The sequence below is a fragment of the Rhizobium sp. CECT 9324 genome, assembly GCF_918741265.1.
Lineage (GTDB): Bacteria > Pseudomonadota > Alphaproteobacteria > Rhizobiales > Rhizobiaceae > Allorhizobium.
On sequence record NZ_CAKKMZ010000001.1, the window covers coordinates 240,428 to 263,464 of the forward strand.

The 23,037-nt window shown below is 58.0% G+C and carries 17 protein-coding genes and 1 pseudogene; 11 read left to right on the forward strand and 7 right to left on the reverse strand.

The annotated features are described in order from the left end of the window. Positions 1 to 31 precede the first annotated feature (31 nt). The 3 genes from LQ231_RS01135 (at position 32) to LQ231_RS01145 (ending at position 2,102) form a co-directional block, all read left to right on the forward strand. Complete coding sequence (locus LQ231_RS01135; RefSeq protein ID WP_230169961.1) at positions 32 to 568, forward strand: RNA polymerase sigma factor; 537 nt, start codon at positions 32 to 34, stop codon at positions 566 to 568. Positions 569 to 572: 4 nt separating this feature from the next. Continuing rightward, positions 573 to 1,316, forward strand: coding sequence for a hypothetical protein (locus tag LQ231_RS01140; protein WP_230169962.1), 744 nt, complete (start codon positions 573 to 575; stop codon positions 1,314 to 1,316). Between the two features lie 72 nt (positions 1,317 to 1,388). After that, positions 1,389 to 2,102: a hypothetical protein gene (locus LQ231_RS01145; protein WP_230173202.1), complete on the forward strand. Its 714-nt coding sequence runs from the start codon at positions 1,389 to 1,391 to the stop codon at positions 2,100 to 2,102. 94 nt (positions 2,103 to 2,196) lie between these two features. Here LQ231_RS01145 and LQ231_RS01150 read toward each other — a convergent pair whose 3' ends face one another. Next, complete coding sequence (locus LQ231_RS01150; protein WP_230169963.1) at positions 2,197 to 2,712, reverse strand: hypothetical protein; 516 nt, start codon at positions 2,710 to 2,712, stop codon at positions 2,197 to 2,199. Between the two features lie 359 nt (positions 2,713 to 3,071). Between LQ231_RS01150 and LQ231_RS01155 the strand changes: the two genes are divergently transcribed. Beyond that, positions 3,072 to 4,295, forward strand: a complete 1,224-nt coding sequence (locus LQ231_RS01155) for a tyrosine-type recombinase/integrase (protein WP_230169964.1) — start codon at positions 3,072 to 3,074, stop codon at positions 4,293 to 4,295. Positions 4,296 to 4,313: 18 nt separating this feature from the next. On the opposite strand, the gene LQ231_RS01160 is transcribed toward LQ231_RS01155, so the two are convergent. Then, positions 4,314 to 4,535, reverse strand: a complete 222-nt coding sequence (locus tag LQ231_RS01160) for a hypothetical protein (protein ID WP_230169965.1) — start codon at positions 4,533 to 4,535, stop codon at positions 4,314 to 4,316. Positions 4,536 to 5,002: 467 nt separating this feature from the next. Further along, entirely contained in the window at positions 5,003 to 9,031 is a 4,029-nt protein-coding gene (locus LQ231_RS01165; RefSeq protein WP_230169966.1) for a hypothetical protein, read from the reverse strand. An 837-nt stretch (positions 9,032 to 9,868) separates the two neighbouring features. Between LQ231_RS01165 and LQ231_RS01170 the strand changes: the two genes are divergently transcribed. From LQ231_RS01170 to LQ231_RS01195, 6 genes are all read left to right on the forward strand, one after another. After that, positions 9,869 to 10,873 carry a nucleoid-associated protein gene (locus LQ231_RS01170; RefSeq protein ID WP_230169967.1) on the forward strand — a complete coding sequence of 335 codons (1,005 nt, stop codon included), beginning with the start codon at positions 9,869 to 9,871 and terminating at the stop codon, positions 10,871 to 10,873. A gap of 1 nt (position 10,874) precedes the next feature. After that, positions 10,875 to 12,065, forward strand: coding sequence for a hypothetical protein (locus LQ231_RS01175; RefSeq protein WP_230169968.1), 1,191 nt, complete (start codon positions 10,875 to 10,877; stop codon positions 12,063 to 12,065). 72 nt (positions 12,066 to 12,137) lie between these two features. Continuing rightward, positions 12,138 to 13,715 (forward strand): hypothetical protein, encoded by a 1,578-nt coding sequence (locus LQ231_RS01180; protein WP_230169969.1) that lies wholly within the window; start codon positions 12,138 to 12,140, stop codon positions 13,713 to 13,715. A 626-nt stretch (positions 13,716 to 14,341) separates the two neighbouring features. After that, entirely contained in the window at positions 14,342 to 15,697 is a 1,356-nt protein-coding gene (locus LQ231_RS01185; protein WP_230169970.1) for an SIR2 family protein, read from the forward strand. A 194-nt stretch (positions 15,698 to 15,891) separates the two neighbouring features. Further along, entirely contained in the window at positions 15,892 to 16,842 is a 951-nt protein-coding gene (locus LQ231_RS01190; RefSeq protein ID WP_230169971.1) for a hypothetical protein, read from the forward strand. A 280-nt stretch (positions 16,843 to 17,122) separates the two neighbouring features. Further along, complete coding sequence (locus tag LQ231_RS01195) at positions 17,123 to 18,712, forward strand: MBL fold metallo-hydrolase (RefSeq protein ID WP_230169972.1); 1,590 nt, start codon at positions 17,123 to 17,125, stop codon at positions 18,710 to 18,712. Positions 18,713 to 18,799: 87 nt separating this feature from the next. Here LQ231_RS01195 and LQ231_RS01200 read toward each other — a convergent pair whose 3' ends face one another. From LQ231_RS01200 to LQ231_RS01215, 4 genes and pseudogenes are all read right to left on the reverse strand, one after another. After that, positions 18,800 to 19,189 carry a DUF302 domain-containing protein gene (locus tag LQ231_RS01200; protein WP_230169973.1) on the reverse strand — a complete coding sequence of 130 codons (390 nt, stop codon included), beginning with the start codon at positions 19,187 to 19,189 and terminating at the stop codon, positions 18,800 to 18,802. A gap of 90 nt (positions 19,190 to 19,279) precedes the next feature. After that, a pseudogene (locus LQ231_RS01205) lies at positions 19,280 to 19,973 on the reverse strand (VIT family protein). Continuing rightward, positions 19,970 to 20,374, reverse strand: coding sequence for an OsmC family protein (locus LQ231_RS01210; RefSeq protein ID WP_230169974.1), 405 nt, complete (start codon positions 20,372 to 20,374; stop codon positions 19,970 to 19,972). The pseudogene LQ231_RS01205 and the gene LQ231_RS01210 overlap by 4 nt, the downstream one beginning before the upstream one ends. Positions 20,375 to 20,455: 81 nt before the next feature. After that, complete coding sequence (locus LQ231_RS01215; protein ID WP_230169975.1) at positions 20,456 to 21,694, reverse strand: amino acid permease; 1,239 nt, start codon at positions 21,692 to 21,694, stop codon at positions 20,456 to 20,458. Positions 21,695 to 22,027: 333 nt separating this feature from the next. On the opposite strand from LQ231_RS01215, the gene LQ231_RS01220 reads away from it, so the two are divergent. Then, positions 22,028 to 22,744 carry an ABC transporter ATP-binding protein gene (locus tag LQ231_RS01220; RefSeq protein ID WP_230169976.1) on the forward strand — a complete coding sequence of 239 codons (717 nt, stop codon included), beginning with the start codon at positions 22,028 to 22,030 and terminating at the stop codon, positions 22,742 to 22,744. Positions 22,745 to 23,037: the final 293 nt, after the last annotated feature.

Sequence of the window (23,037 nt, forward strand, 5' to 3'; positions counted from 1 at the left end):
CAGCTTATTCCCTTGGTTCCGTGGATTTTCGATGACAAACCCCGCCGAGACCGTTGGACAACGCCTGATCAGCTTTCTTCCCAACCTCCGGCGCTTCGCCATATCGCTCTGCCGCTCACGCGAACTGGCCGATGATCTGGTCCAGGCGACCTGCGAGCGGGCATTGGCGGCAGCGGCAAGTTTCGACCCCGATACCCGTTTCGACGCCTGGGTCTTCCGCATCCTGCGCAATCTGTGGATCGACCAGGTCCGCCGCGGCAAGACCAGTGGCACGGCGGTCGAGATCGATGACGCGCTGCATCTGCCCTCGGCCTTCGGCGAAGCATCAGCAGAGGCAAGCATCGCGCTGAAACAGGTGTGGGCGGCTGTCCAGACCCTGCCCGAGGAACAGCGCGAAGTCCTGATTCTCGTTTGCGTGGAGGAGTTCAGCTACCGCGACGCCGCAGTCGTGTTGGCAATCCCGATCGGCACGGTGATGAGCCGGCTCGCGCGCGCACGAAAAGCTCTTGCCGAACTCACGGGAATAACCACCGGAGCCAAACGTTCCTCCCCCGAGAAGGACGGGTAAACTGATGACACGGGAATTCGACGACGAAACGCTGATGGCCTTTGCGGATGGCGAGCTCGATGATGAACGCGCCGCGGACATCGAGGCAGCGCTTGCCTTGGATGACAGCCTGGCCGAACGCATGGCAGCCTTCATCGACAGCCGATTGCTTGTGTCTGCTGCGTTCAAGCCGCTGATCGATGAGCCGGTACCGACGGCTCTCACGGCCTCGGTGGCGCAGGCCGCGGCAGCGGCCATCGACCAGGCGCCGGCTGAGGCATCGGTGATCGCTTTCCGGTCAAGGCCCGGATCGGCGAGCCCAGCCCCGCGCCGCTGGGCCATGCCGCTCGCCGCTTCCATTGCCGTCATTGCCGCCGGACTCGGCGGCTTCCTCGCCGGGCAGGCCAATCGGCACGACGAGGCCGACACCACCTCGCCACGCATCGCAGCGCTGCAGACCGAAGCTTCCGGTGCCGACATAGCCCTTGCCGAAACCGGCGAGACCCTGCATCTGGTCGCCAGCTTTCGCGATCAGCAGGGCCATTTGTGCCGCGAGTATGAGGTGACCACGATCGCACTCCAGAGAACCGAGATTGCCTGCCATGGGGCGAGCGGCTGGGTGACCCGGCTGGCACTCAGCAATCCGGCCACCGACGGCTACATGCCGGCGTCGGCACAGGAAACCCTCGATACATTCCTGGCCGCCATGGGCGCGGGCGCGCCGCTATCGGCCGAGGACGAGCAAACAGCACTGTCCGAACTCGAATAATTTCCGGTCGGCGGGAATAACACCGTCGATCGGCCGTTATCCATGGCAATCAAACCCGTGGAGACCGCGACGATGTTATCGCTGCTGAAACGCCCGACACCGACGATCACCTTCCTCTGCCGCAAGGAGGACGAGGGCGTCATTCCGGCACCGGTCCGCGCCAAGACCGCCCTGCCCGACTGGTTCCGCAAGTTACCGGCCATAACGCCAGACCGGGTCGGCCCCAATGACAGCGGCCTGACCGTCAAGCGTTGCATGCCTTTCATCGACGCAATGGCGACCGGCTGGGTCATCGGTCTGCCCGCCACGGTGCGCATGGAGATCGCCGATGGCGGCAAGACGGTCAACTGCGGCTGGGATTTCGACCGCACGCTGGTGTCCAATCATGCGACGCACCAGCTAGCCGGCAATCCGCGCGACCCGATGCCGCCCTGCAAATTCCACAACTACTGGACGATCGTCACGCCACCGGGCTGGAGCTGTCTGTTCGTGCCGCCGCTCAACCGGCAAAACGGCGTGTTTGACGTGGTCGCCGGCGTGGTCGATACCGACACCTATCGCTCGGAGATCCACTTTCCCTTCTTCGCCACCGGCAAGGACGGCGTGCATGTGCTCGAACGCGCAACACCGATCGTCCAGGTCATTCCCTTCCGCCGCGAGACGACCGATATCGCTGGCGTGATCCGCAGCGAGACCGAGGCGGAAAAAAATACGCGCACGACGATCCTGCGCAAGACGCTCGCGGCCGATGGCTGGTATCGGAAATTCGCCCGCGCCCAACGCTGAACACGGATGGGATCTGCCCCGGCACCTAGTGGACAAACGCCGCCGGGCGCTTTCGCTTGTTCATAAACAGAAACGATAACCATCTGATAAATAATTATTTATTGGGAATAAATTTGAACCCGCGACGTTTCTCCCCTGCAGCCGATGCGCTGCTGATAACAAGGAGAACCATCATGAAAAAGTTCATCGCCATCATGGCCTCCGTGCTGACACTTGGCACGGCGGCCACCATCGCGCCGGCAATCGCGGACGACGATCCGCTGACCCGCTTCCTGAAGAAATCGGCAAAGAGCCAACAATATAGCCGCGCCCGCAGCAACGACGACCGCGGCAATGACGACCGCGGCGGCTCGTCAGCAAACCGCAACTCGAACAGTTCCTCCAACTCATCGAGCAATTCCAGCCGCAATTCGAACTCGAACTCCTCGAACAATTCCAGCTCGAACAGCAGCTCGAACTCGTCCAGCAATTCAAGCTCCAACTCCTCGTCAAATTCGTCGTCGAACTCGTCCGACGACGACGATTGAGGTCGGCCATCCCAACCGGCAACGCGCTGTCGCCCAACCGGGCGGCAGCATCGGAGGTGACCAACGGTCTCGCGTATGCGCATGCGGAATGAACTGCCCTAGCATGCCACTCCCACGGGAAACGCCCCAGGATCATTTCTTAGTTGGTTTGCACAAACATGAGGACTGTGAGGCCCCGGCACGGCCGCAATTACAGACCTTCCCGGCGGCTTATGCGACGACAAGACAACAACAGATAATGGCGGAGAGGGTGTCCGCCAGCTACGAGACTATATGTTATTACATGTAACGGATTAAAGTCATGATTTTATTTGGTAATCTTCTTAGTCACTGTTAGATTTAGTCGCATCTAATCGCGTCCTTTCGCGTCCAGTCTTAACTCTTGTGATGGGCTAAATGATGGGCTAGAGCTGACCCTTAAGGAGAGATTAAGGAGTTCGAAATGCTCAGCGACGCGAAAGCCAGGAAGCTAAAGCCGACTGACAAGCCCGTGCTCGATGGTACGATCAAGGGGCTATACCTTTTCCCGGCTCAGACCCCCGGCACCGGAAAATGGATCTTACGGTTTGTGTCACCCAAAACCTCCAAGCGAAGAGACATGGGACTAGGCAGCTACCCCACGGTGCCGATCCGAGATGCTCGAACTCGAGCATTCGAGGCACGCACGAAGATCGAGGATGGAATTGACCCTCTTGAGGAGCGACGCGCCGCCGCAGACGATGCAAGCTTGAGGGCCCGCATACCAACATTTGAGGAAGCTGCCCGAGCGGTGCACGCCGATCTCTCAGTGGGATTCCGGAACGCCAAGCATTCAGATCAATGGATAAATACTCTGGTAGCTTCTGTCTTTCCCAAGCTCGGCAATCGACCAGTTAGCGAACTGGGCCCCGCTGATTTTGCCGCCTGCTTGAAACCAATCTGGCTCGAGAAGCCTGAAACAGCATCCCGGATAAAACAGCGCTGCGACGCTGTCATGGAGTGGTGCGCCGCTAACGGCTTCATTCTAGCAAGCCCCGTTCGAGTAGTTGACAAGTTGCTACCCAAGCAGCCTGGAAAAAGAGAGCGCGTCGAACATCAACCAGCAATGCCATGGCGCGACCTTCCCGACCTATTTCGCGATGTACTTCACTCTGGGGCAGCCACTCAGACGAAGCGAATGCTTGAGCTTCTGATTTTGACTGCAAGCCGATCAGGCGAGGTTCGTCAGATGCGCTGGGAGGAGATCGATTTTAGCAGCGCGGTCTGGATTGTTCCTGCGTCGCGCATGAAGGCGAAGGTCATCCACAGAGTGCCGTTAACTCCTCGCGGCATCGAGATACTCGAACACCAGTTGCACCAGTCCGCAACTGGTGAGGGCTTGGTTTTCCCTTCAAGAAAGAACACGCCAGCGAGTGACATGACACTGACTAAGTTTTTGCGCGATCAAAAGGTGACCAGCGACGTGGCAGGTCGAATGGCAACCGCTCACGGCTTCCGGTCGAGCTTCCGGGACTGGGCGTCTGAAAATGGCTTCCCAAAAGATGTGGCAGAGAGAGCGCTCGCACATACGGTGAGAAGCGCGGTCGAGGCTGCTTATCATAGAACCGACTTGCTAGAGCAGCGAAGGTCGATGATGACCACTTGGGAAAGACATTGCGTTGGGCTGGAAGGGCATCGACCGCGTTAAGAACTTCCTTCCGTGACCTCACCCCCATCTCCTACCACCTCCCAACGTGAGGTGGGTCGGAAACATCATGCGGGCCTTCAGCAACGACATACACCACTTGCACAAGCAGTGGTTGCCCATCCTGTGGGTGTATAGCTTATCGCTAGCCTCTCCGCCCATCACCGCGATCCAGATCTTGATGGCGATAAGAATTAAGGTTGCGACAGCCGTCAGGCGGGTGATGAATGTATCGTTTTTCATGTTAGCTCCATCGGACTTCCGCTGCGATCCATCCGCTGCGGTCCTTGTTGGATTCTGCACGCGTTCACTGTGCACTTCCACTCATTCCGATTTCATAAATCATTGTAATTTCAGTGTATTTTCAGACATTCTGGTTTCCGTGTATTTTTGACGAGCATTGAGCGAAAACCGACAATTTGTGCGAAACCGAGATCAATTGTGCTCCTCACGCTACAAAACTCGCTCTCGCGCGAGTATCTTTCCGGTAGAGGCGCGCCTGCAAAGCGTCTGCTCTCTGCAATGGATCATTTGGTCCAGTCTGGGATACTGAGAGAGGAGCGGCCCCCATTGCGGAAATGATTTCCACTTTGCGCCTTCATTTCAGTTGTTAAGCCGAATGGGGTGCGATCCCGTAAGCTGCCACTCGTTCGCGGGCTGGGGCTTTGTTCGCCCCCTGAGAGGACCGAGCATGGCTAAGATGGGTGCCGTCAGAGCTCCATCCCCTCGATCGTCATTCTCGCAGCATCATCGACAGCCAACGGGACAGCTAAGAGCGCGCCTTGGAGTACCGTCCGAACTTTAGGCCAACCCTCACCGGGTTCGTCGAGGGCCGCGATCAGCGGCGAAAGCGATGGCGCTGCTAATCCAAACAAGGCAGCCATCGTCACGACCACCCGCCACTGCCGGGTAATCAAATATTCCAGATAGTGGACGACAAGCGGCGCGAGATTCGCCCGATTGAGGTAGTGAACCCAGAGCGCTTGCGCAGCGAGCAACGCGTCCGGTGCGAGTCTCTCCAGCAAGGTCGCCGCCAGGGCAGACGCCGCGTGATGCGACCAGTCGCTCGATGGACATTTGAGTACGGTTTCCCATGGCTCGATCGCCCCTGTGAAGAACATACCCTCGAGATGGTCGACCAGTCGCAAGGCCCGGCCACCTTGCGGATGCGCTACGCCGTCTGCCCGCCATCGCGCAAGCGGCAGGCGATCCAGTTCGTTGGCTGCGGCCAGGCCGAACACCGCCACGATCATACTGCCGATGAGCAGCTCATCAGCACCCGGAGGCCAGTTCCTCGGCTTCCCATCATCCTCGCACATGACGTTACGATCGCTTGCCGCATTCTGCTCGGCGATCATTGCCAAGGCGTCAAGCTGCCTCAGGCCATCGGCAACAACATCACGGAAGTCAAGTGTGCGCTGGGCGAGCGTGAAGAGCAGAGGCGCGCTGACCGCGCGAAATGACATGATCGGGCTAGCGCGCAATTTCGGCGCCTCCCTCAGAGCGACATCAAGCGAGGCACCGCAGGCCAACTCCAATCGAATGAGGTCAAGCCGCAGCGTATCGAGGGGCGGCGCAACCGGTGCCTCTGTTTCGAACGGGTCGAGATTGCTACAGAGCCCGACAAGCTTGCACAGCTCATCATCCGTCCGTTCGCCAGCGCTCCAGGCGACCGTCGCAGAAAGGACGCCCCCCGCTCGCCGTTGCAGTGAGAGTAAGGGCTCTCGGTCATAGTCGGCTTGCAAGGGTTCGAGCACCGCCAAAATAGTCCCGAATGCTGTTACCGCTTCGCCGCGATGCCCGGCCATGAATCGAGCGAAAGCGGCGTCGACGGTGAGGCCAATCGTGAACGTCGGCCGATTTCCGTTTTCAGCCAGACGCTTTGCGGTGTCGAAGTAACTTGCCGCGTCCAGCCAATCGCCATGGCGTCCCGAGGCAATCGCCGCCGTTCGATGAGCAAAGGCGCATCCGATATCGTCGTCGGCCTTCGGCCAGCGCGGCAGAGCGTCACGCCAAATCTCTTTGGCTTTGGAATAGTGTCCGGCATCGCTCGTGACCTTCGCCAGCGCGCAGAGATAGATTGGGTCATCTCCCACCGCAGGTCCGATATGTCCCGCTATCGCCACCGCGCCAAATGCATCACCCAAATCTTCATTGATGGTGCGCAGAAGGACCGGCGCGATTGCACGCGCCATGTTATTCGCGCCAACCTGCACGCAGAAATCAAAAGCGATGCGCAGCTTGTCCCTGAACTGTCCCCATCGATCGTCCTTCATATTGTGCTGGGCGAGCCACAACCGTTCAACGAGAAGAGACGACATCTCGTCCGGTAGGCCAATGGGATCGAGCAACTCGCGCGAATCGTCTGGTGTGCGAGCGTTCAAGGCTTCGAAGAGCGAGGCGAATTCGTCGATATTCTCGATGTAACTGTACAGGCGTAACGACGCTAATTGCGAATAGCCAGCAGAGGGAAGATCCTCGTCTGCCGCCAAGCCTGCTTGGGCCATGCGATCAGGCTGGCTGACCTCAAGCGCTTTCGCCACATCGTTGAATTCGAGTGCGCGGGCAACGACGAATGCGATCGGATAGCGAACTTTCACGATAGATAGGAATTGGCTGAGATAGAGGAACCGGAAGAAGAGGCGCAGATCGTCGTCCGGAGCCGAGGCGAATTCCTCCTCAATCTTCATGGCAACAAGCATTGCGGTGTCTGCGTTGGTCTCGGCAGCGATACGATATTGGAGAATGCGAAACGGAAAGACATCAATCGGCTTCTTGAACGGCAGCGGATTGCCCGCGTCGAGACCAAGCGTTGTGTAGAAGCCGCACGCCTCGCCCACCGCGGTCCAGGTCTCGTCGCTCGCCGAGAAAATTCCTTGCAAGACATACACGAGCGGCCCTGCCGCGCCCGCGAGATAGCAATGCATCAGAATCGCGGAGATATCCCAAGGACTCACTGTGCGGTCACGAAGATAGGTCCAAGCAAGCTGCCCGTGCATCGCCTTCGTCCAGTCCTGACCGCGGAGTTGTTCGGCCGCGCCTCGCACCAGAGGCGACACGCGAAACTCTCGCTCATCGGTCATTTCGAGCCAAGGTCCAGCGATTATGTCGATCGCGGCGCCGGGCTCGGGGATCGCCTCTTGCAGACCGCCGACGGCCATGAGGCGCTGGCGTGTTACGCGGCCGGTCACCAAGCTCACCCGCAAAAGCAGCTCCCGCGCTCCGTCGGGAAGTTCCGCGATCAGTCTCCGCGCCTCGAATCTGATGCGATCGACATCGTCTGCAGTACCGAGTAGGTCGGACGCTTCTGGTTTCGGAAACGTCTTTGCTCGCAATGTGCGCACGCGCGCGCTTAGGAGTTGCGGGTGACCGAGTGTCGATAGCTCAAGCAACTTCGACCAGAGCACAGCGCGATCGTCCGGACAGCCGGCCTCGCGGAGGAAAGCCTCGATTTCACCCGAGCCGAAGGGCTGCATCTGGAATTCCCGCATTGGTTCCAACTGGACCGCCTGCGCCAGCCGCTCAGGGAGAGGACGGTCCGCCGTGACAATGAGCTGTCCTCCGAGCGCGCTTTGACAGTGTCGAAGGGTTCTGAGCACGCTCTCGATCGACCTTGGGTCCGACAGCGTGTCGAGATCATCGACCACCAATATCCTAGCCACGCCTTCGGCACGCAGCAGTTCGGTTGCAGCGAAAAGGCGCGTCTTTACCTCCGCAGTGGTAAGGTCGCGCAAGTTCAGCCAGAGGGGATCGCGCTCTGCGAAAGTGCTTGCGGCGTGGAGCGTCTTGCCCGAGCCGGTCGATCCGTGGAGCAAGACCGTTCCGGCGGATAGGGCAACCTCAAGGGACTGCTCAAGCGTCTTTCGACGGAAATAAAGCTGGAGAGGGGGCGGCGGTCCTTCGAGGATAAGCGGCCGCGCTTGCACCGCGATGTCGGCGCCGCCCGGTGCCATCGCAGCGTGGATCAACGCAAGTAAATCCTGCTTGGGCACATGGATGCGGGTCGCGCTCGCGAAGATACGCAGAAACTGTGCGCGGGTGAGTGGAACACCGTCCTTCTGTTTCGCCGCATCAAACGCGGCAGCGTAGAGGGAGTTAAAGGCTAGCTCCGCATCAGCCGGCGGTACTGACGATTCCGCGCCGTGAATGACGAGGTGATCCTTGATCTGGCGCACCAGTGCATCGCCATCCTGTTGTCCAGCCAGCCACTCGATCGGTCTGATGATCTCCTTGAGCAGCGTGGCGGGGCTGGCGTCGGCAAATCGCTGTTTAACCGCGTTCGACAAATTTCCTTCGCCGAGGAGAAAGTCGGCGATCAACTTTATCTGGCCATCATTCTCATCCCCGGAGCCAGAGATACGGAGCGCATTCCAGAGGTCGAGCCCTCCACGTCCGGCGCCAAAGGGCGCACCTTGCTCGACACCAATGCCCGATGTAGTCACATATCGAAACCGGATGTTCACTCCCGGATTGCGGGTCCGATGTGACCAGAAATTGTTGATAGCCTCGACAACCGAGGCCGTGCGGAAGGTGATGTTGCCAGAGCCGCGCGTATCTTTGACTTGCTCGGTTAAAGCGCCCGCAGGATCGATCCGGTCAAGGTCTTCGGCGCCTTCGAGAAAGAGTTGCTCGTCATCACCAAGCTCCAACCAGACCAGCATGCTGCGCAGAATTTGATAGATATAGCCCCGAAACGTGTCATTCGCCTGCCGCGCGGGGTCAGTTACCAGGCCGGCCATGACACCCGGCCATTTGTGTTCAAAGAATAGATCGAAGGGTCAGCCATAGGCGCTCCTGTATCAGCCATCGTCGACTGCAATCATAAATGGACAGAAATCGGCTGCTTCGCTCAGCGTTCATCGATTTCACTTAGATCATAATACAAAGAGTTGTTTCAACGAATGTCATCTTTTCAACTTGCTCGATTACTAACATCAAATGACTGGAACAGATGCGCTTCCTGATGCCGTCAACGCGTGGCGCAAGCATCCGCTAGCCCGTTTAACACGCCTGAGACCTGCCATTCCGCTACCGCCCCCCGTGCGGAAATTATTTCCGCTTAGCGCCTTCATTCCTGCCGTTAGCTCGGCCGCGAGAACTCCCCAAGACTGCCAGTCGCTTATGTGGGCTGATGTCCAGTTTGGGGTGAAAGCTGGCTAGCGGCAGTAGGAGTGCTTTCTTCGAAAGCGGCCATTTGACTGGTTGACCGCTGTGGCAGACTTCGCCCAGAGCCGATCATTGACCGCGCAGTCTCGGGAAACGACATTTCAAAGACGGTCGTCTTCTATGCGCTAAGTGTTTTCTGCCAGCGGAATTCACTATGGGACGTCCAGTGTCGCGACCTTAACGCATCGGATATCGAACGCTCCCATCCAGAAGCCTTGTTACGCAAGTACCCCCCCCGCGCTCTCCAAGTGAATGCTATAATAAGACGACCGTTGACGAGCGTTCAGCAAGAACTCGTGATTGCGGAAGGAGACCTCACCTCTTTGTTGTGCCCCCTGAATAGTACAGCTAGGACTTGAATTTTAGCGTGCTTGTGATCAAACGGAACTAGTAAACTCGAGGGAGATTCGATGGTCGACAAAGTAATTCAGGTTGCAGTCCATGACTTGAAACGCAAAGGACCGGGCGACTTCGAGACAGTTCTCGGTAAAGCTCAGTTGAACGTTTCGAAGACAGTGGAGCGCGTCGTGAACGAACTCTATACGCTGTATGCCAGCAAGGCATCGAAGGCGCACGGTCGGTTCTCGGAAGACGCCGACAATTACCCTGCACAGACATATATCGGCGAGTTCCAAAAAGGTGGATTCCAAGACTTCGCAGCATTAACCACGAAGCTCATGGCGACCCTTACTGTGCAGGCTCGTAAAAAGGCGGGCGCGACCGGCGGCCATGTCCTTTTCGCGCACATCGAGCGGGACGCCAGCATCTACCTAATGGTAGCGATCATCAACGACAAGCTCGGCGCTCTGCTGACCCAGGATTTCGACATCGCGGACGTGAAGCATCTTGATCTCGATGGCTTCCGGTTTGCAGGGCGCGTCAATATCACGGCGTGGCTTGGTGAGGCCGATCGCTACATCGGTTTCCTGAAAGGTAAGGGTGATGTCGCGGAGTATTTCAAGGAGTTCCTCGGCTGCGACACTACGGTTCAGGACCTTCAGGATACCAGGACACTCATCCAGGTTCTTGAGAAATTCGCGGACCCCGCGAAGGGTGCCGTCAAGGATAAGCACGAGTTCCTTCAGCGTGCCTACGAGATCTGCGAGCGGCACGTGCGCGAAGCCGCGCCACTCGATTTTGAGGCATTTGCAAATGAGCTTTATCCGGATAAACCGGAGGATCTTGCAAGGGCACTGGGTGATCCCGATGTGGCGCTAGGTGATGGTTTCGTGCCTAACCGACGCTCGCTGAGGGCACTTGTCCGCTTCAGGGCCAGGACCTCCTTGTGGAGTGTCGAGTTTGATCGCGCAGCTCTCGCCAGCGGAAAGATCGTCTACGACCCCGAAAAGAGGACGATTACATTCAAGGAACTGCCCGACGATCTAGTAGAGGAACTTGAACGCGAACGGGAATAGCATGCCGAAGATAACATTCGATCAGCTCATTCCGATATACCGGGGTACGGCTTTCAACGCCACGAGAACTGGCGGAAGAATTCGCATAGGCGATCACGCCGTTCTCGAGACATTGAAGTTCATCAGCGAGGACGAGGACGCCTTCAGCGACTCCGGCATTCGGATTGTGGATGATCCGGGAAAGTTGATTCTCGAAAACGAGATTGAGATCGAAATTGATGCGCCGCGGCTCGGTCTCGGAGTGCTCGCGAGAGACGTTGACGGAATCATAGCCGCTCCCGCCTACCGGATCGCCGCACCGCAAAGGTACTACTTAATCGAAGAACGCTTCGCCTACAACGACGCGGCAGTACCCGAGGGTGTCCGTCGTTACCAGTTCGCGGTGCGGCTGGTGAAGGCCTTGTCCGAGGCAGCCGCCTTCGTCGATCCCCATCAAGCCGAAGCCACCTTCTTGGGGACGGGACGACTCCGCATCCCGATCATCTATGAGACCGCGGATCTCGCGCCCGTCGTCCCGGCGCTGGTCGAAGAACTTGAGACGTTCGTCTTCGCGAAGATCCATCAGGACCAGAAGCTTGCGATCCTGTCGTCCACCGTCATAGACATGTGCAAATCCCAACCGGAGCCAACGCGGTTCAGATTTCTATTGACGCATCTTCGCGATCTGGTCGCCAGGACCCAGGATGGTTACAAGCTCTTCGCGTCGGAGTTCTCCTACGAGAAAATCCGGGGAAAGACCGAAGAGGCCATTAGTGACTACACTGGCAAAATCCACAAGACCTTTCATGATATTCAGAACCAGGTCATGGGGGTCCCGGTAGCCACGGTCATCGTAGCCACACAATTCAAGGCGGCCGCCGCTTGCGGGATCGAGTTCTGGGCGAACCTTGCGATCTCTATCGGCGCGACCCTCTTCGTCATGCTTCTCACCGTGGCGATCTACAATCAGTTGATGACGCTTCGGAGCATCGAAGATGATCTCGTTAGCCAGGAGGGCAAGCTAGCCAAAGACTATGCGAGCATCGCGGACACATTTCTTCTATCTTACGCCAAGCTGAAGAAACGCGTGCGGACACACCGCTGGGTTCTGCTAGCGATCATAATCGTAAGTTGGCTAGGCGTCATATTGACTTGGTATATCTATTCGCGCCTGACTGTACCTGCGATATTGTGCTGTTTGCCAACTCAATAGAAATTGCCTTCCTTAAATTCCAGAAATGACGAAGAATGAAGCTGAGGGAAAAACTGGGCAGGCTCTGACGCCATGGCAACGATTCAAGTTGATATGTTTGAGGTCCAACTCGGCGCTGCCATGCTCCTCCAGTTCGAGCAAGACGGCGACACAGTCCGTGTGCTGGCCGATGCTGGCGTGAAGGCGAGCGGCTATGCGGCGACGCACGTTCTCGACAAAGTGAAGCCTCTCTTGGATGTTGACGCCCGTATAGATCTGATCATCGGCACCCATTATGACGAGGATCACTTAAGCGGGCTGGTGCCCATAATCGCAGACCCTGCGATTTCCATCGGTGAGGCGTGGATGCCGCCGATTGTCAACGACACCCAGATCCGTCCCGCAGACCAGCCGCTTGCGGCATCGGATTTGCTGACCATGCAATTGGCCGGCGAGAATCGCGGTGACGTTCTTGACGCTTATCTTGCCGCCAAGCGCACCGACATCGAGACCATCGCGGAAGTCGAGAGCGAAATCGACCCAGAGTTTCAGTTCAAAGCGCGGCCGGATGATCAAGATTACGCAGTACGGCTTGAAAACGACGCCAACCTCTTCGACAGAGACCCCTACGACTTGGCATTCTTCCGAGCGCAGCTTAGGGCAGATGAGAAAGACTCGTGCGCGATTGATCATGGTTCAGAGCAGGAGATCGAACCTCACGCCGTGGTTTCAGCCATGGTCGACGAGGCGATGCAATCGCGTTTCCGCTATTATAGTTTTCGCAGCCATTACTATCGGCACGGGATTAAAGGTCTCGCAGAAGAACTGAGAACCCGTGAAGCCTCATCGATCCAACCGCGCATGCTGTCGCTCGCCAACTTGCGAAAATCAGCAGCAAAGGACGCGATCAACGCGAAGTCGCTGCATGACGTCTTGCTTGCACTGGCCAAGCGCAAGATCCCGGTACGCTCCGAAATCATCGAGGATGGTCTTCCCAAACGTTATCGCTGGACGCCGGAACTTCGCCGCTTCATTCTGGCCCGCCCCGACAGCCAGGGCCTGACCTTCACATTGCTAGGGCCGTCTAGGACCCTCGTTAACAAGCATCGCATCAAGCTGCCGGTGCTCGAGGCCACTCGGATTGCGCTTGCCTTCGCGGGCGAAATCCGCTCGATCACGCCGAGCAATCAGCTCAGCTATATTGGCTGCTTTAATCATTTTGACCAGGGGATCCTTATCTCGGGCGACGCCGGCTGCGTTGACTTCCGCCCGCCTCACGGCGAATACTTCCCAGATCTGCTAAAAGCCATGAAGCCGCTGCATGTCGTTCAGATTGCGCATCACGGCGGAAATAATGCGCATTTCTACCGAGTTCTCGCCGCTGCCGGCTATCCCGAACAGCAAACGCGCTCCTATATGCTCCTGTCGCACGCTACCCACGATAAGACCCGCCCGTCAAATGTGTTTCACGACTTCCTGATGACGGCATTGCGCGAAGAAGACGATGTCCGGCTTCTTTTCACCAGCCAGCCGAGCCGCGATAAGGTTTTGGATTATCTGGGCGCGATTCACCCCGTGGTCGGTGCATGTGGAACGGAGGGCGATATCCGCTTGCAATTCGAACAGGATTGGCATGTTGTGGCCCATGCGGTCACTGCGCCGGCGGGTTGAACGAATGGCCGGTTTTGGGACTAACTGAACAAACTGAGAGTCCGAAAGGTGCCTTCTAGCCGCGTGAGACCTCAAAACGAATGACCACTTCATATGTCCGCACGCCAAAACCGGCCTTTCCCCTCCCGGCCCCCTTGCGGAAATCATTTCCGCTTTGCGCCATCGAATCGGTCGTTCATACCACGCGCAGTCACTCCTGGAAGCAGCCAGTCTGCTATTCGAGTGGTGATCCCTAGGACGCACTAAGTGCGGGCGCCATAGGCTGGGGCCAATTTACTATGGCTTCCTACGTCAGATATAGTCGCGGAGTAGATTTTCCCAATCGATCAAGGCGCCCCTTGCCGCACCGCGTTGTCCACAGCTCGAACACTTCAGTTTCTCAGCCAGACATGACACTGAGGGATCCCGAACGGGAGGCTCGAATCCTCTTCGGGTGGCCGCTGTATACGGACAGTGGAGCTTCCCGATTCCTACTGAAGTAAACTGCTGACGGCGTTTAAGTAAGGACGGGATGATGCGGAATTGATTCCGAAAAAGGCTGTGAGTCAGGTGCTTATCTACTCAACGTGAGATTGACTTGCGGTCGCTCCACATGCGGTATCGTAGTAGGTGGTGGAGAAAGATTCGTGGAACAGGAAGCATCCTATCAACTGAAGGCGGACGCGGCCATCAGAGACCTGCTGCTGGAATTCGAATGCCAGCCAATCCTATTCGTAGGAAGCGGAATATCCCGGAGATACTTCGGCGCGCCCAACTGGGCGGAACTCTTGAAAGCCATGTTCGGAAAGCTTCCGGCCGGCGTCGATGCCTATGAATACAATCGGCAAAAGTACGATGACGACATGGTCGAGGTGGGGACCGTGCTTTCGGAACTTACCTTCGAATGGGCATGGAAGGACGCGAGGGATCAGTTCCCGGCGGAATACTTCTCGTCGAAAGTGAGCAAGGACGTCTTCCTGAAGCATCTTGTCTGCGAGCATATCGCCTCTGGCACCCCGACGCTTTCGGAAATCACAGACGACCACTTGGCGAAAGAGATTGCAGCATTCGCGGACATCAAGCCTCACGCTATCATCACGACGAACTACGACATGTTCCTCGAGCAGGTTTTCGATGGATACGAACCGATCAGTGGCCAGACCATCCTCCGGTATAATACCAATAGCTTTGGCGAGATCTTTCACATCCATGGTGACGTCACCAATCCCAAATCGATTGTACTGACGAAGGCCGACTATGAGGAATGGACGGAAAAGAAGAAGTATGTGTCGGCAAAGCTCCTGACGTACTTCGCGGAGCACCCGGTCTTCATCCTGGGTTACGGGCTGGGCGATCCAAATGTTAAGTCAATCCTGAGGGATATCGGCGAGTTGGTCGCGGATGAGGACGGGCTTATTCCGAACGTCTACCAGGTCGTCTGGAGGGCCGACCATATCGAAAAGCATCCTCCGGACCAGGCGGTTTTTGCCGTCGATGGAAAGGAGTTTCGTATCCGTGCGATCCACACCAACGACTTCAATTGGGTGTTCGAAGCGCTGAAGAGCCAGTCGGCGCTGAAATCAATCAATCCTAAGCTCGTGCGCGCGCTTGCGGCGAGGACTATGAAACTGATCCGCCACGATATTCCCTCCGGCGCGGTCGAGGTCAACTACGAGACGCTTGAGAAGGTCGCTGACGAGAAGGACTTTCTGCCGACGTTGCTCGGCATTACCGTCGTCGACAATCCCAACCAGTCTCACCCGCTTACCATCACGCAGCTCGCAGCCCGGCTTGATCTTCCGCACTGGGCGCCGTTGAACAAGTTGATCCATAGGATCAAAGCGGAAAAGGGAGTCGACCTCAGGTCGACTGACAATCGCTATCATTGCCGGATCAAGACTGGCACCAAGGCTTCCAGCATGGCTCGGAAATGGTCCCACGAGGCTGTGAACCTGTTCAAGAAGGTGATGGCCGGAGAAGACTACGAAGTAGTGCATAACTAGGACCCTGCGCGAAATCCGAAAGCGGACATTGCGGAAGCGTGTCGCACAAGTGACATATGTCGTCTGGGTATCTGACTTATCCAAGTCTTTGCGCTGGCAGGGATTGTCTTCAACCAGAGCAATGCGCATGGTCTTTGTTGGAGGCGTTTCCCCGCGGCGGCAACTTCGGAGGTCGCGAGCTCGTGTGGAGGTAAATGATGTTAAGAGTAACGAAAGAAGAAGAGGAAGACGTTCGCGGGTACTTCCAATGGCAAGCTCCCGAGCTTGATATCACCTTCATGCAGAAGGTTTACGTCGAGGCAATACTTGGTACGCCACACGCCGTTTGGGACATCCATACCAACAAGGACCGGTGGTGGGTGATAACAAATCCGCTTAACCTCTATTCCCAAGAGCAGTTTCCAAACATGGATCTCTGCTTCACCTTCCATATGGGATTGCAGATCCGGACACCGAAGGAAAGACCTCAAGATCAAGCTCCTGAAGCAATGCGGCTGCTCCCTTTCGGAACAACGTTCGCGAAACTCCGTGACGCTCATGACTCGCTTTCCAGCGCGATGCGGCTCTCTGATTTTCAGACCATAGGAGTGAGATCTCGAGAAGTGATGCTGGACTTCATCGGTACTGCGCAGGACACTGCGCGATGGACCGGGGATCCTCCGAAACGAGAAAATTTCAGAGGCTGGATCGAGATCATCATCAACGACCTTTATCCAGGCGACACAAACAAGGAACGGCGCGGCCTACTGAAAGGTGCAGCAGAGTCAGCCTGGACCTTTGCAAACTGGCTTGCGCACTCGAAATCATCGACTTGGCGAGACGCCGAACTGGCGCTCTCGATGATGGATTTTGCTGTCGGAAATATCAGCTCCATCATTCTCCACGAAATACGTGGCGTCCCACTTGCCTGCCCCAAGTGCGGCTCCTCCCATCTACATCCGGAGGTCGGAGAGTACGACAACGATGTCGGCCGACTTTGGGAGCGACCAGTATGTTTGGGATGCGGGTGGCAAGGTCGGGTAGTCCCTATTCTCAGTGCCCTTGAACTAAAGGATCTGGTCACCCGGCAAGGCGACGATGGCGCCGACGATCATTCGATCATGACCCCGCCGTTGAGATCCTTGAGAAGGCCCGACGACACGTGAGGGTCGGATAACGGAGATCAGTGATCACTGAGTGAGGCGAAAGCTGCCAATCTGCAACGCGCCCTCTGAACGGTCACTAAATGCACCAAGGCGTGAACCTGAAAGCTGCCAGTTCGCTTGCTGCTCCTGGAATACGCCTGACGGCGGCGTTCAGCGCCTCGCATCCGGCCGTTTGAATAGTCTTGGACGCAGATTTCGGAATGATCGCGACATGGCTTGATGCCAGTCAAGCGACCAACGTCCGTTTAGGCCTAGTGTGCTGCCTGAGGAGGACAACACAATGCGTTCAGCCCCAAAACTCAGTTTCCATGGCGCCGCAGGCACGGTAACAGGATCATGCTTCAGTCTCGAGACCCATGGTCGGCACATCCTTGTGGATTGCGGGATGTTCCAAGGCTCCAAGAGCGAGAAGCAATTGAACTACAGGGCTTTCCCGTTCGATCCCCGCCAGATTGACGCTGTGATCCTGACCCATGCCCATATCGATCATTCGGGCCTTCTGCCGAAGCTCGTGAAGCATGGTTATGCCGGACCGATTTACGCAACGCGTGGTACGATTGATCTGTGCAGCGTGATGCTGCCGGATTCGGCCCATATACAGGAATTCGAAGTCGAGCAGCTAAACCGCCGGAACCGGCGGCGCGCCCGTGAGGTCGTCGAGCCGATCTATACCGCCGAGGATGCGGAGGCGACGCTCACCCAGTTCAGACCGTTGCCGTTGCGTCAGTGGCAGGATCTGGGTGACAGCATTCGCATCCGCTTCTGGAATGCCGGTCATCTGCTTGGATCGGCCTCTGTGGAGATCGAGATCAGCAGCGAGGCGCCAGTCCGGCTTCTCTTTTCCGGTGATCTCGGGCCGGCCTTTAAACTGCTCCAGGCTGATCCGGAAGCGCCTCAAGGCTGGGACTACGTGGTGTGCGAGAGCACCTATGGCGACCGGGACCGGATCGACACGACCGACGAGATGCGCAGACGGATCTTGCAGGATGAGGTGAACGCCGCCGCGCGGCATCAGGACGGGGCTCTGATCATTCCCTCCTTCGCCGTCGAGAGAACCCAGGAACTTCTGGCCGATCTCGCCTTCCTGATGGAGAAAGGGAAGATCCCCGAATGCCCCGTCATCATCGACTCCCCGCTGGCAACAAGGGCGACCGAGATATTCAAGGCCCATGCCAGCGAATTGGAAAATGGCGACCTTCTAGAGCGCGCGATCCGCTCGCACTTCGTACGCTTCACCGAAAGCGTCGAGCAATCCAAGGCGCTGGACTTCGTGAAGGGCTTTCATATCGTGATCGCAGCGAGTGGCATGTGCGAGGCAGGACGCATCCGCCACAGGCTGAAAAACTGGCTGTGGCGGGAGGAGGGGACGGTGCTTCTCGTCGGCTTCCAGGCTGCGGGAACGCTCGGACGCATACTCCAGGACGGTGCGGCGACCGTGAAGATCCAGGGCGACGAGATCGCCGTGAGGGCGAGGATCCGTTCGATCGATGTCTACAGCGGACATGCTGATGGTGGCGAGCTGGCGGACTGGCTCTCAGCCCGAAAGCCGATCCGCCACGCAGCTTTCCTGGTGCATGGTGAAGATCAGGCACTGGCTGCCATGAAGGCACGGGTTGCCGCTGTTGTTGGCGAGGAGCGGATCTTCATCCCCCACATCGACTCGGCCTTTCGGCTCGACGCCGATGGCCCCGTCGACATCTCGACCTTCCTGCCCCCGCCTCGCATCGAACCTGCGCAGGCGGGTCATCGCGACTGGAACAACGACTATCAAGGACTGATCCAGGATCTCCAGGCCGAGCTTCGCATGGCTGCAGACGACAAGGCTCGCCGCGCCATCGTCCGCAAGATCAGGTGCGCCCTCGAGACCTAAGGCCGGTGCGAGCGGAGACGCCGTCGTGGGCCGGGCACAATGCTGACCCGTTCAGTGAGCCTGCGGCAGAGCCGGGGAACCGACGCCTCAGATGGCGGAAACGGCGTCGTGCAGGAGAGACCGGACCTGTCCGGCGACTGTCTTGAGTTCCGGGTTGTCGATCGCCTGCATCGAGGCGACGGGATCGATGGCGCTGACCATGATGGTCCCGTCCTCCAGCGATCGCACGATCACATTGCAGGGCAGCATGGCCCCGACCCTGGGTTCCATCTTCATCGCCTCGAGCGCCATTTTCGGATTGCATGCGCCGAGAATGAGATAGTAAGCCACATCGACGTCGAGCTTCTTCTTCATTGTCGCGCGCACATCGATTTCGGTCAGCACACCGAATCCTTTGGTCGACAGGGCCTCCCTGGTGGCTGCGACCGCAGCGTCAAATGGCATGCCTTTGATTGTCTTGTCGAGTGTATAGGTCATGATCTCACTCCCTCGCGACCGGCGCATGCCGGTCCTGTTAGCGGTGTGGCACCCACACCGAAGCATACCCTTGTGAGCGTCGTACACCACCTAGACGGCGGTTCCGACCAGCGCGCCAATCCCTGCGGTCAGCGCCATGGCAAAGGCACCCCAGAAGGTGACGCGGATTGTGGCCTTCAGCACGTCTGCCCGCCAGCCTTGGCGCCTATGGCTCCAAGCAGCGCGAGAAACAGCAGTGACGCTGCAGAGACAAGCCACACGAGCTGGTTGGCGGGCGCCAGCCACACCATGGCAAGCGGCATCATGGCGCCGATAGCAAAGGTCAGCGCCGATGTCAGGGCAGCCATGATCGGTCGGGCGGTGGTGATCTCGGAAATGCCGAGTTCTTCGCGGGCATGCGCTTCGAGCGCACCCTTCTGCATCAACTGCTCGGCCAGCCTTCTGGCCAGGTCGATATCGACACCGCGCTTGACATATAGCTGTGCAAGTTCTTCGCGCTCCAGATCGGGCTGGCTCTCAAGCTCCAGCCGTTCGCGGGTGAGATCGGCCTGTTCGGTGTCGGCCTGGGAGCTCACCGAAACATATTCGCCCGCCGCCATGGACATGGCTCCGGCCACCAGTCCGGCGATGCCGGCGATCAGGATCTCGGAACTCCCGCCGCAGAGGCTGCCACCCCGACGATCAGGCTTGCGGTCGATACGATGCCGTCATTGGCGCCGAGAACGGCGGCTCGCAGCCATCCGATCCGGGAAACGAGATGCGTTTCGCTGTGAAGGCTCCTCATGAGGCCCTCCGGATCACGCCATCAAGGCGGGTCGCGAGAGCCACGGTGTTGGAGATCGTGCCGTATTTGCGGACGTTCTTGTGCAAGAGTTCGAGCCGCTGGTCGCTCTCTTCGGTATCGACCACGAGTTCATAGTCAATGGAGACGATACGCGGCGGATCATCCTGCCGGACGGCGTAAAGCATCACTTCGACGCCATCGAGAGAGAAATCGAGAAGGGGCAGGACACGCTCGATCCCCTTGATCATGCAGGCTGCAACAGATGCCAGCAACAGTTCGGCCGGATTGAAGGCGTCGACCGGACCGGTCAGTCCGGTGGCAAGCCTGATCTCTGCACTCTGGCTACGCGCCACGCTCTGGCTGGGATCGAGCCGCTGCGCCGAGATCCTGTATTCAAGCATCCCACGTCCTCCTCATCTGATCCTCCTGGAGGTTCACGAGATGCACGGTATCATCAGGCCCCATGCGGGACTTGATCGACATCAAGACAAGGGAAGACTGTCGAACACCAAGAGCAAGAGACTGGCCGCAAGACCAGCATAGGGTACCCATCTCGGACAGACGAAGACGTCAGAGGGCGGGCTAGCCTCCCGCCACTTGATGCGGATCAGAGCCAGGTTCACGATTGCAAAAAGAACCAGTGTGCCCTGCGAGGTGAGTTCGGCGAGCCCCTCCAGCGGGAGCGCGGTCGAGAAGAACAGGATGAGGGTAACCCCGATGCCGGTAGCAACAAGCGGTGTCCCTGTCATCCCGCTCACCCGTCCCAGAACTGGAGGAAGGTTTCCCTGTTGGGCCAGGCCATAGATGACCCGAGCGATCATGATCATGTGGACGATGACGCCATTGAGCGTTGCGACGATGGCGATCACGCTCAAGCTGGATGGCGGCCAACCCGTCAACCGCTCGAAGACCAGCGCAAGTGGCGCGCTGGAAGCGGCAAGTTCTGAAGGCGGTACGGCTGTGATCGATACCCAGACAACCAGTCCATAGATGACCGCGGTCAGGCCCAGAGTGAGGAACAGGGCAGCGGGCAGCGTGCGGCGCGGCGCCTTCATCTCTTCGGCCACGTTGACCAGGTGTTCGAAGCCGATAAAGGCAAAAACCGCTATCATGGTTGTGCTTGCCACGCCCAGCCATCCCACAAAATCGCCGCCGGGCCAGATCTCGGGCAGGCGCGTGAGCAAGCCCGTTCCGTTCCAGACACCAGCCCCGACGATCAGCACCAGCCCTGCGACCTCGACCAGCGTCATGAGGCCCGCAAAGGTGACGGAGTGAATGGTTGCGAGGCAGGAGACGAGCCCCATCGCGATGACCACCCCGGCGATGATCCACCCCCTGTCGACGGGAAGGAAGGTCTGCAGATATCCGGCACTGCCTGAACTGATCGTCGAGGCGGAAATCACTGCGGTCATGATGACCAGAAGGCCGGTGGCAAGGCTGAGCCAAGGGCGGTGAAAAGCCCGGTCGACATAGGCCGCTTCGCTGGCGCTCACCGGCATGCGTGTCCCGAGTTCGGCAAATGAAGCCGCACTCAAGCCCATGACGATCGCGGCCAGTGCAAAGGCAAGCGGCGCATGCATTCCCGATCTACCGGCCGCGACACCCACCAGCACGTAAATGCCGGCGCCGATCGTGACACCCAGACCGTACAGGACGGCGTGAAGCAGACCGAGACGCCGCAGGAGCTGGGGTTCTGCAGTCTTGGAGTGATCGGAAGGCATAAGCACTGTCCTAAGGGGAGGTGGCTGCGAACTCACCAGTAATGTGTGAAGGTCTAACCGTACACAATTCGTGTCTCAGACGTATGCGAACCTTTCCGGCAACCCGCTGCCATGAGCCTCTTCCCGACAGTAAGACGCTTCCCCCAAATGCTTGCCCTTGCAGAATCGCCTTTGAATCGATCCCCGACACGAGACACTTTTTTCGATACCGAGCCAGGCGGTGTGGCGCTTTGATTTATCGCAACTCCTTCACAGAGCAGTTACGCTAATCCTTCTGCAATCGATCTGAAGGTGCAGTGGAAATCTTCCCACCAGGCATGGAAGGCAGCGCTAATGGGCGATGTGAAACCTGCGGCCCTCAAGGGTCGCGCCTTGACGAAAATCTACAAGATGGGTGCGGTCGAGGTCACAGCTCTTGATCAGGTAGACCTTGATCTCTACGAGGGCGAGCTTGTCGTTTTTCTTGGCCCGTCTGGCAGCGGGAAATCGACCCTGCTCAACATCTTGGGTGGTTTGGATCAACCAACAAGCGGTGAAGTCTGTTTCCGCGATCATGATCTCACACACGCGACCGACCGGGCTTTGACGACGTACCGGCGTGAGCACGTGGGCTTTATTTTCCAGTTCTACAATCTCATCCCCAGCCTGACAGCGCGGGAGAATGTCGCTCTGGTCACGGAGATTGCCAGTGATCCCATGCATCCCGCTGAGGCTCTGGCACTCGTGGGGCTGAGCGAGCGACAAGATCATTTCCCCTCCCAGCTCTCGGGCGGCGAGCAACAGCGCGTGGCTGTGGCACGCGCCATCGCCAAGCGACCCGCCTTGCTCTTGTGCGACGAGCCAACGGGTGCGCTCGACAGTAAGACCGGAATTTTGGTGCTGGAAGCTATTCTGCGGGTCAACAACGAGCTCGGAACGACAACCGCAATCATCACCCACAATGCCGGCATCGCCGATGTCGCTGACCGTGTGCTCTTCTTCGGCGACGGTAGAATTGTCGAGACGCATGTCAACCAGACACGGCGCGCCCTGGCCGAGGTGACGTGGTGATTATGTCTAGCCTTGATTACAAACTTGTCCGGGATCTGTGGCGTCTAAAGATGCAGGTCTTGGCGGTTTCGCTGGTCGTCGCTTCCGGTGCTGCCCTGCTTGTCATGGCTTTGACCACCATTCAAGCGCTCCAGGAAACCACGGATGCCTATTACCAGCGCTCACGGTTCGCAGAGGTTTTTGCTCAGGCGAAGCGCGTACCGGAGCGGCTTATTCGCAACATTGCCGATATTCCGGGTGTCGCCGCTGCCGAAAGCCGGATCGTCCGCGGCGCCATCCTCGCCATATCGAAC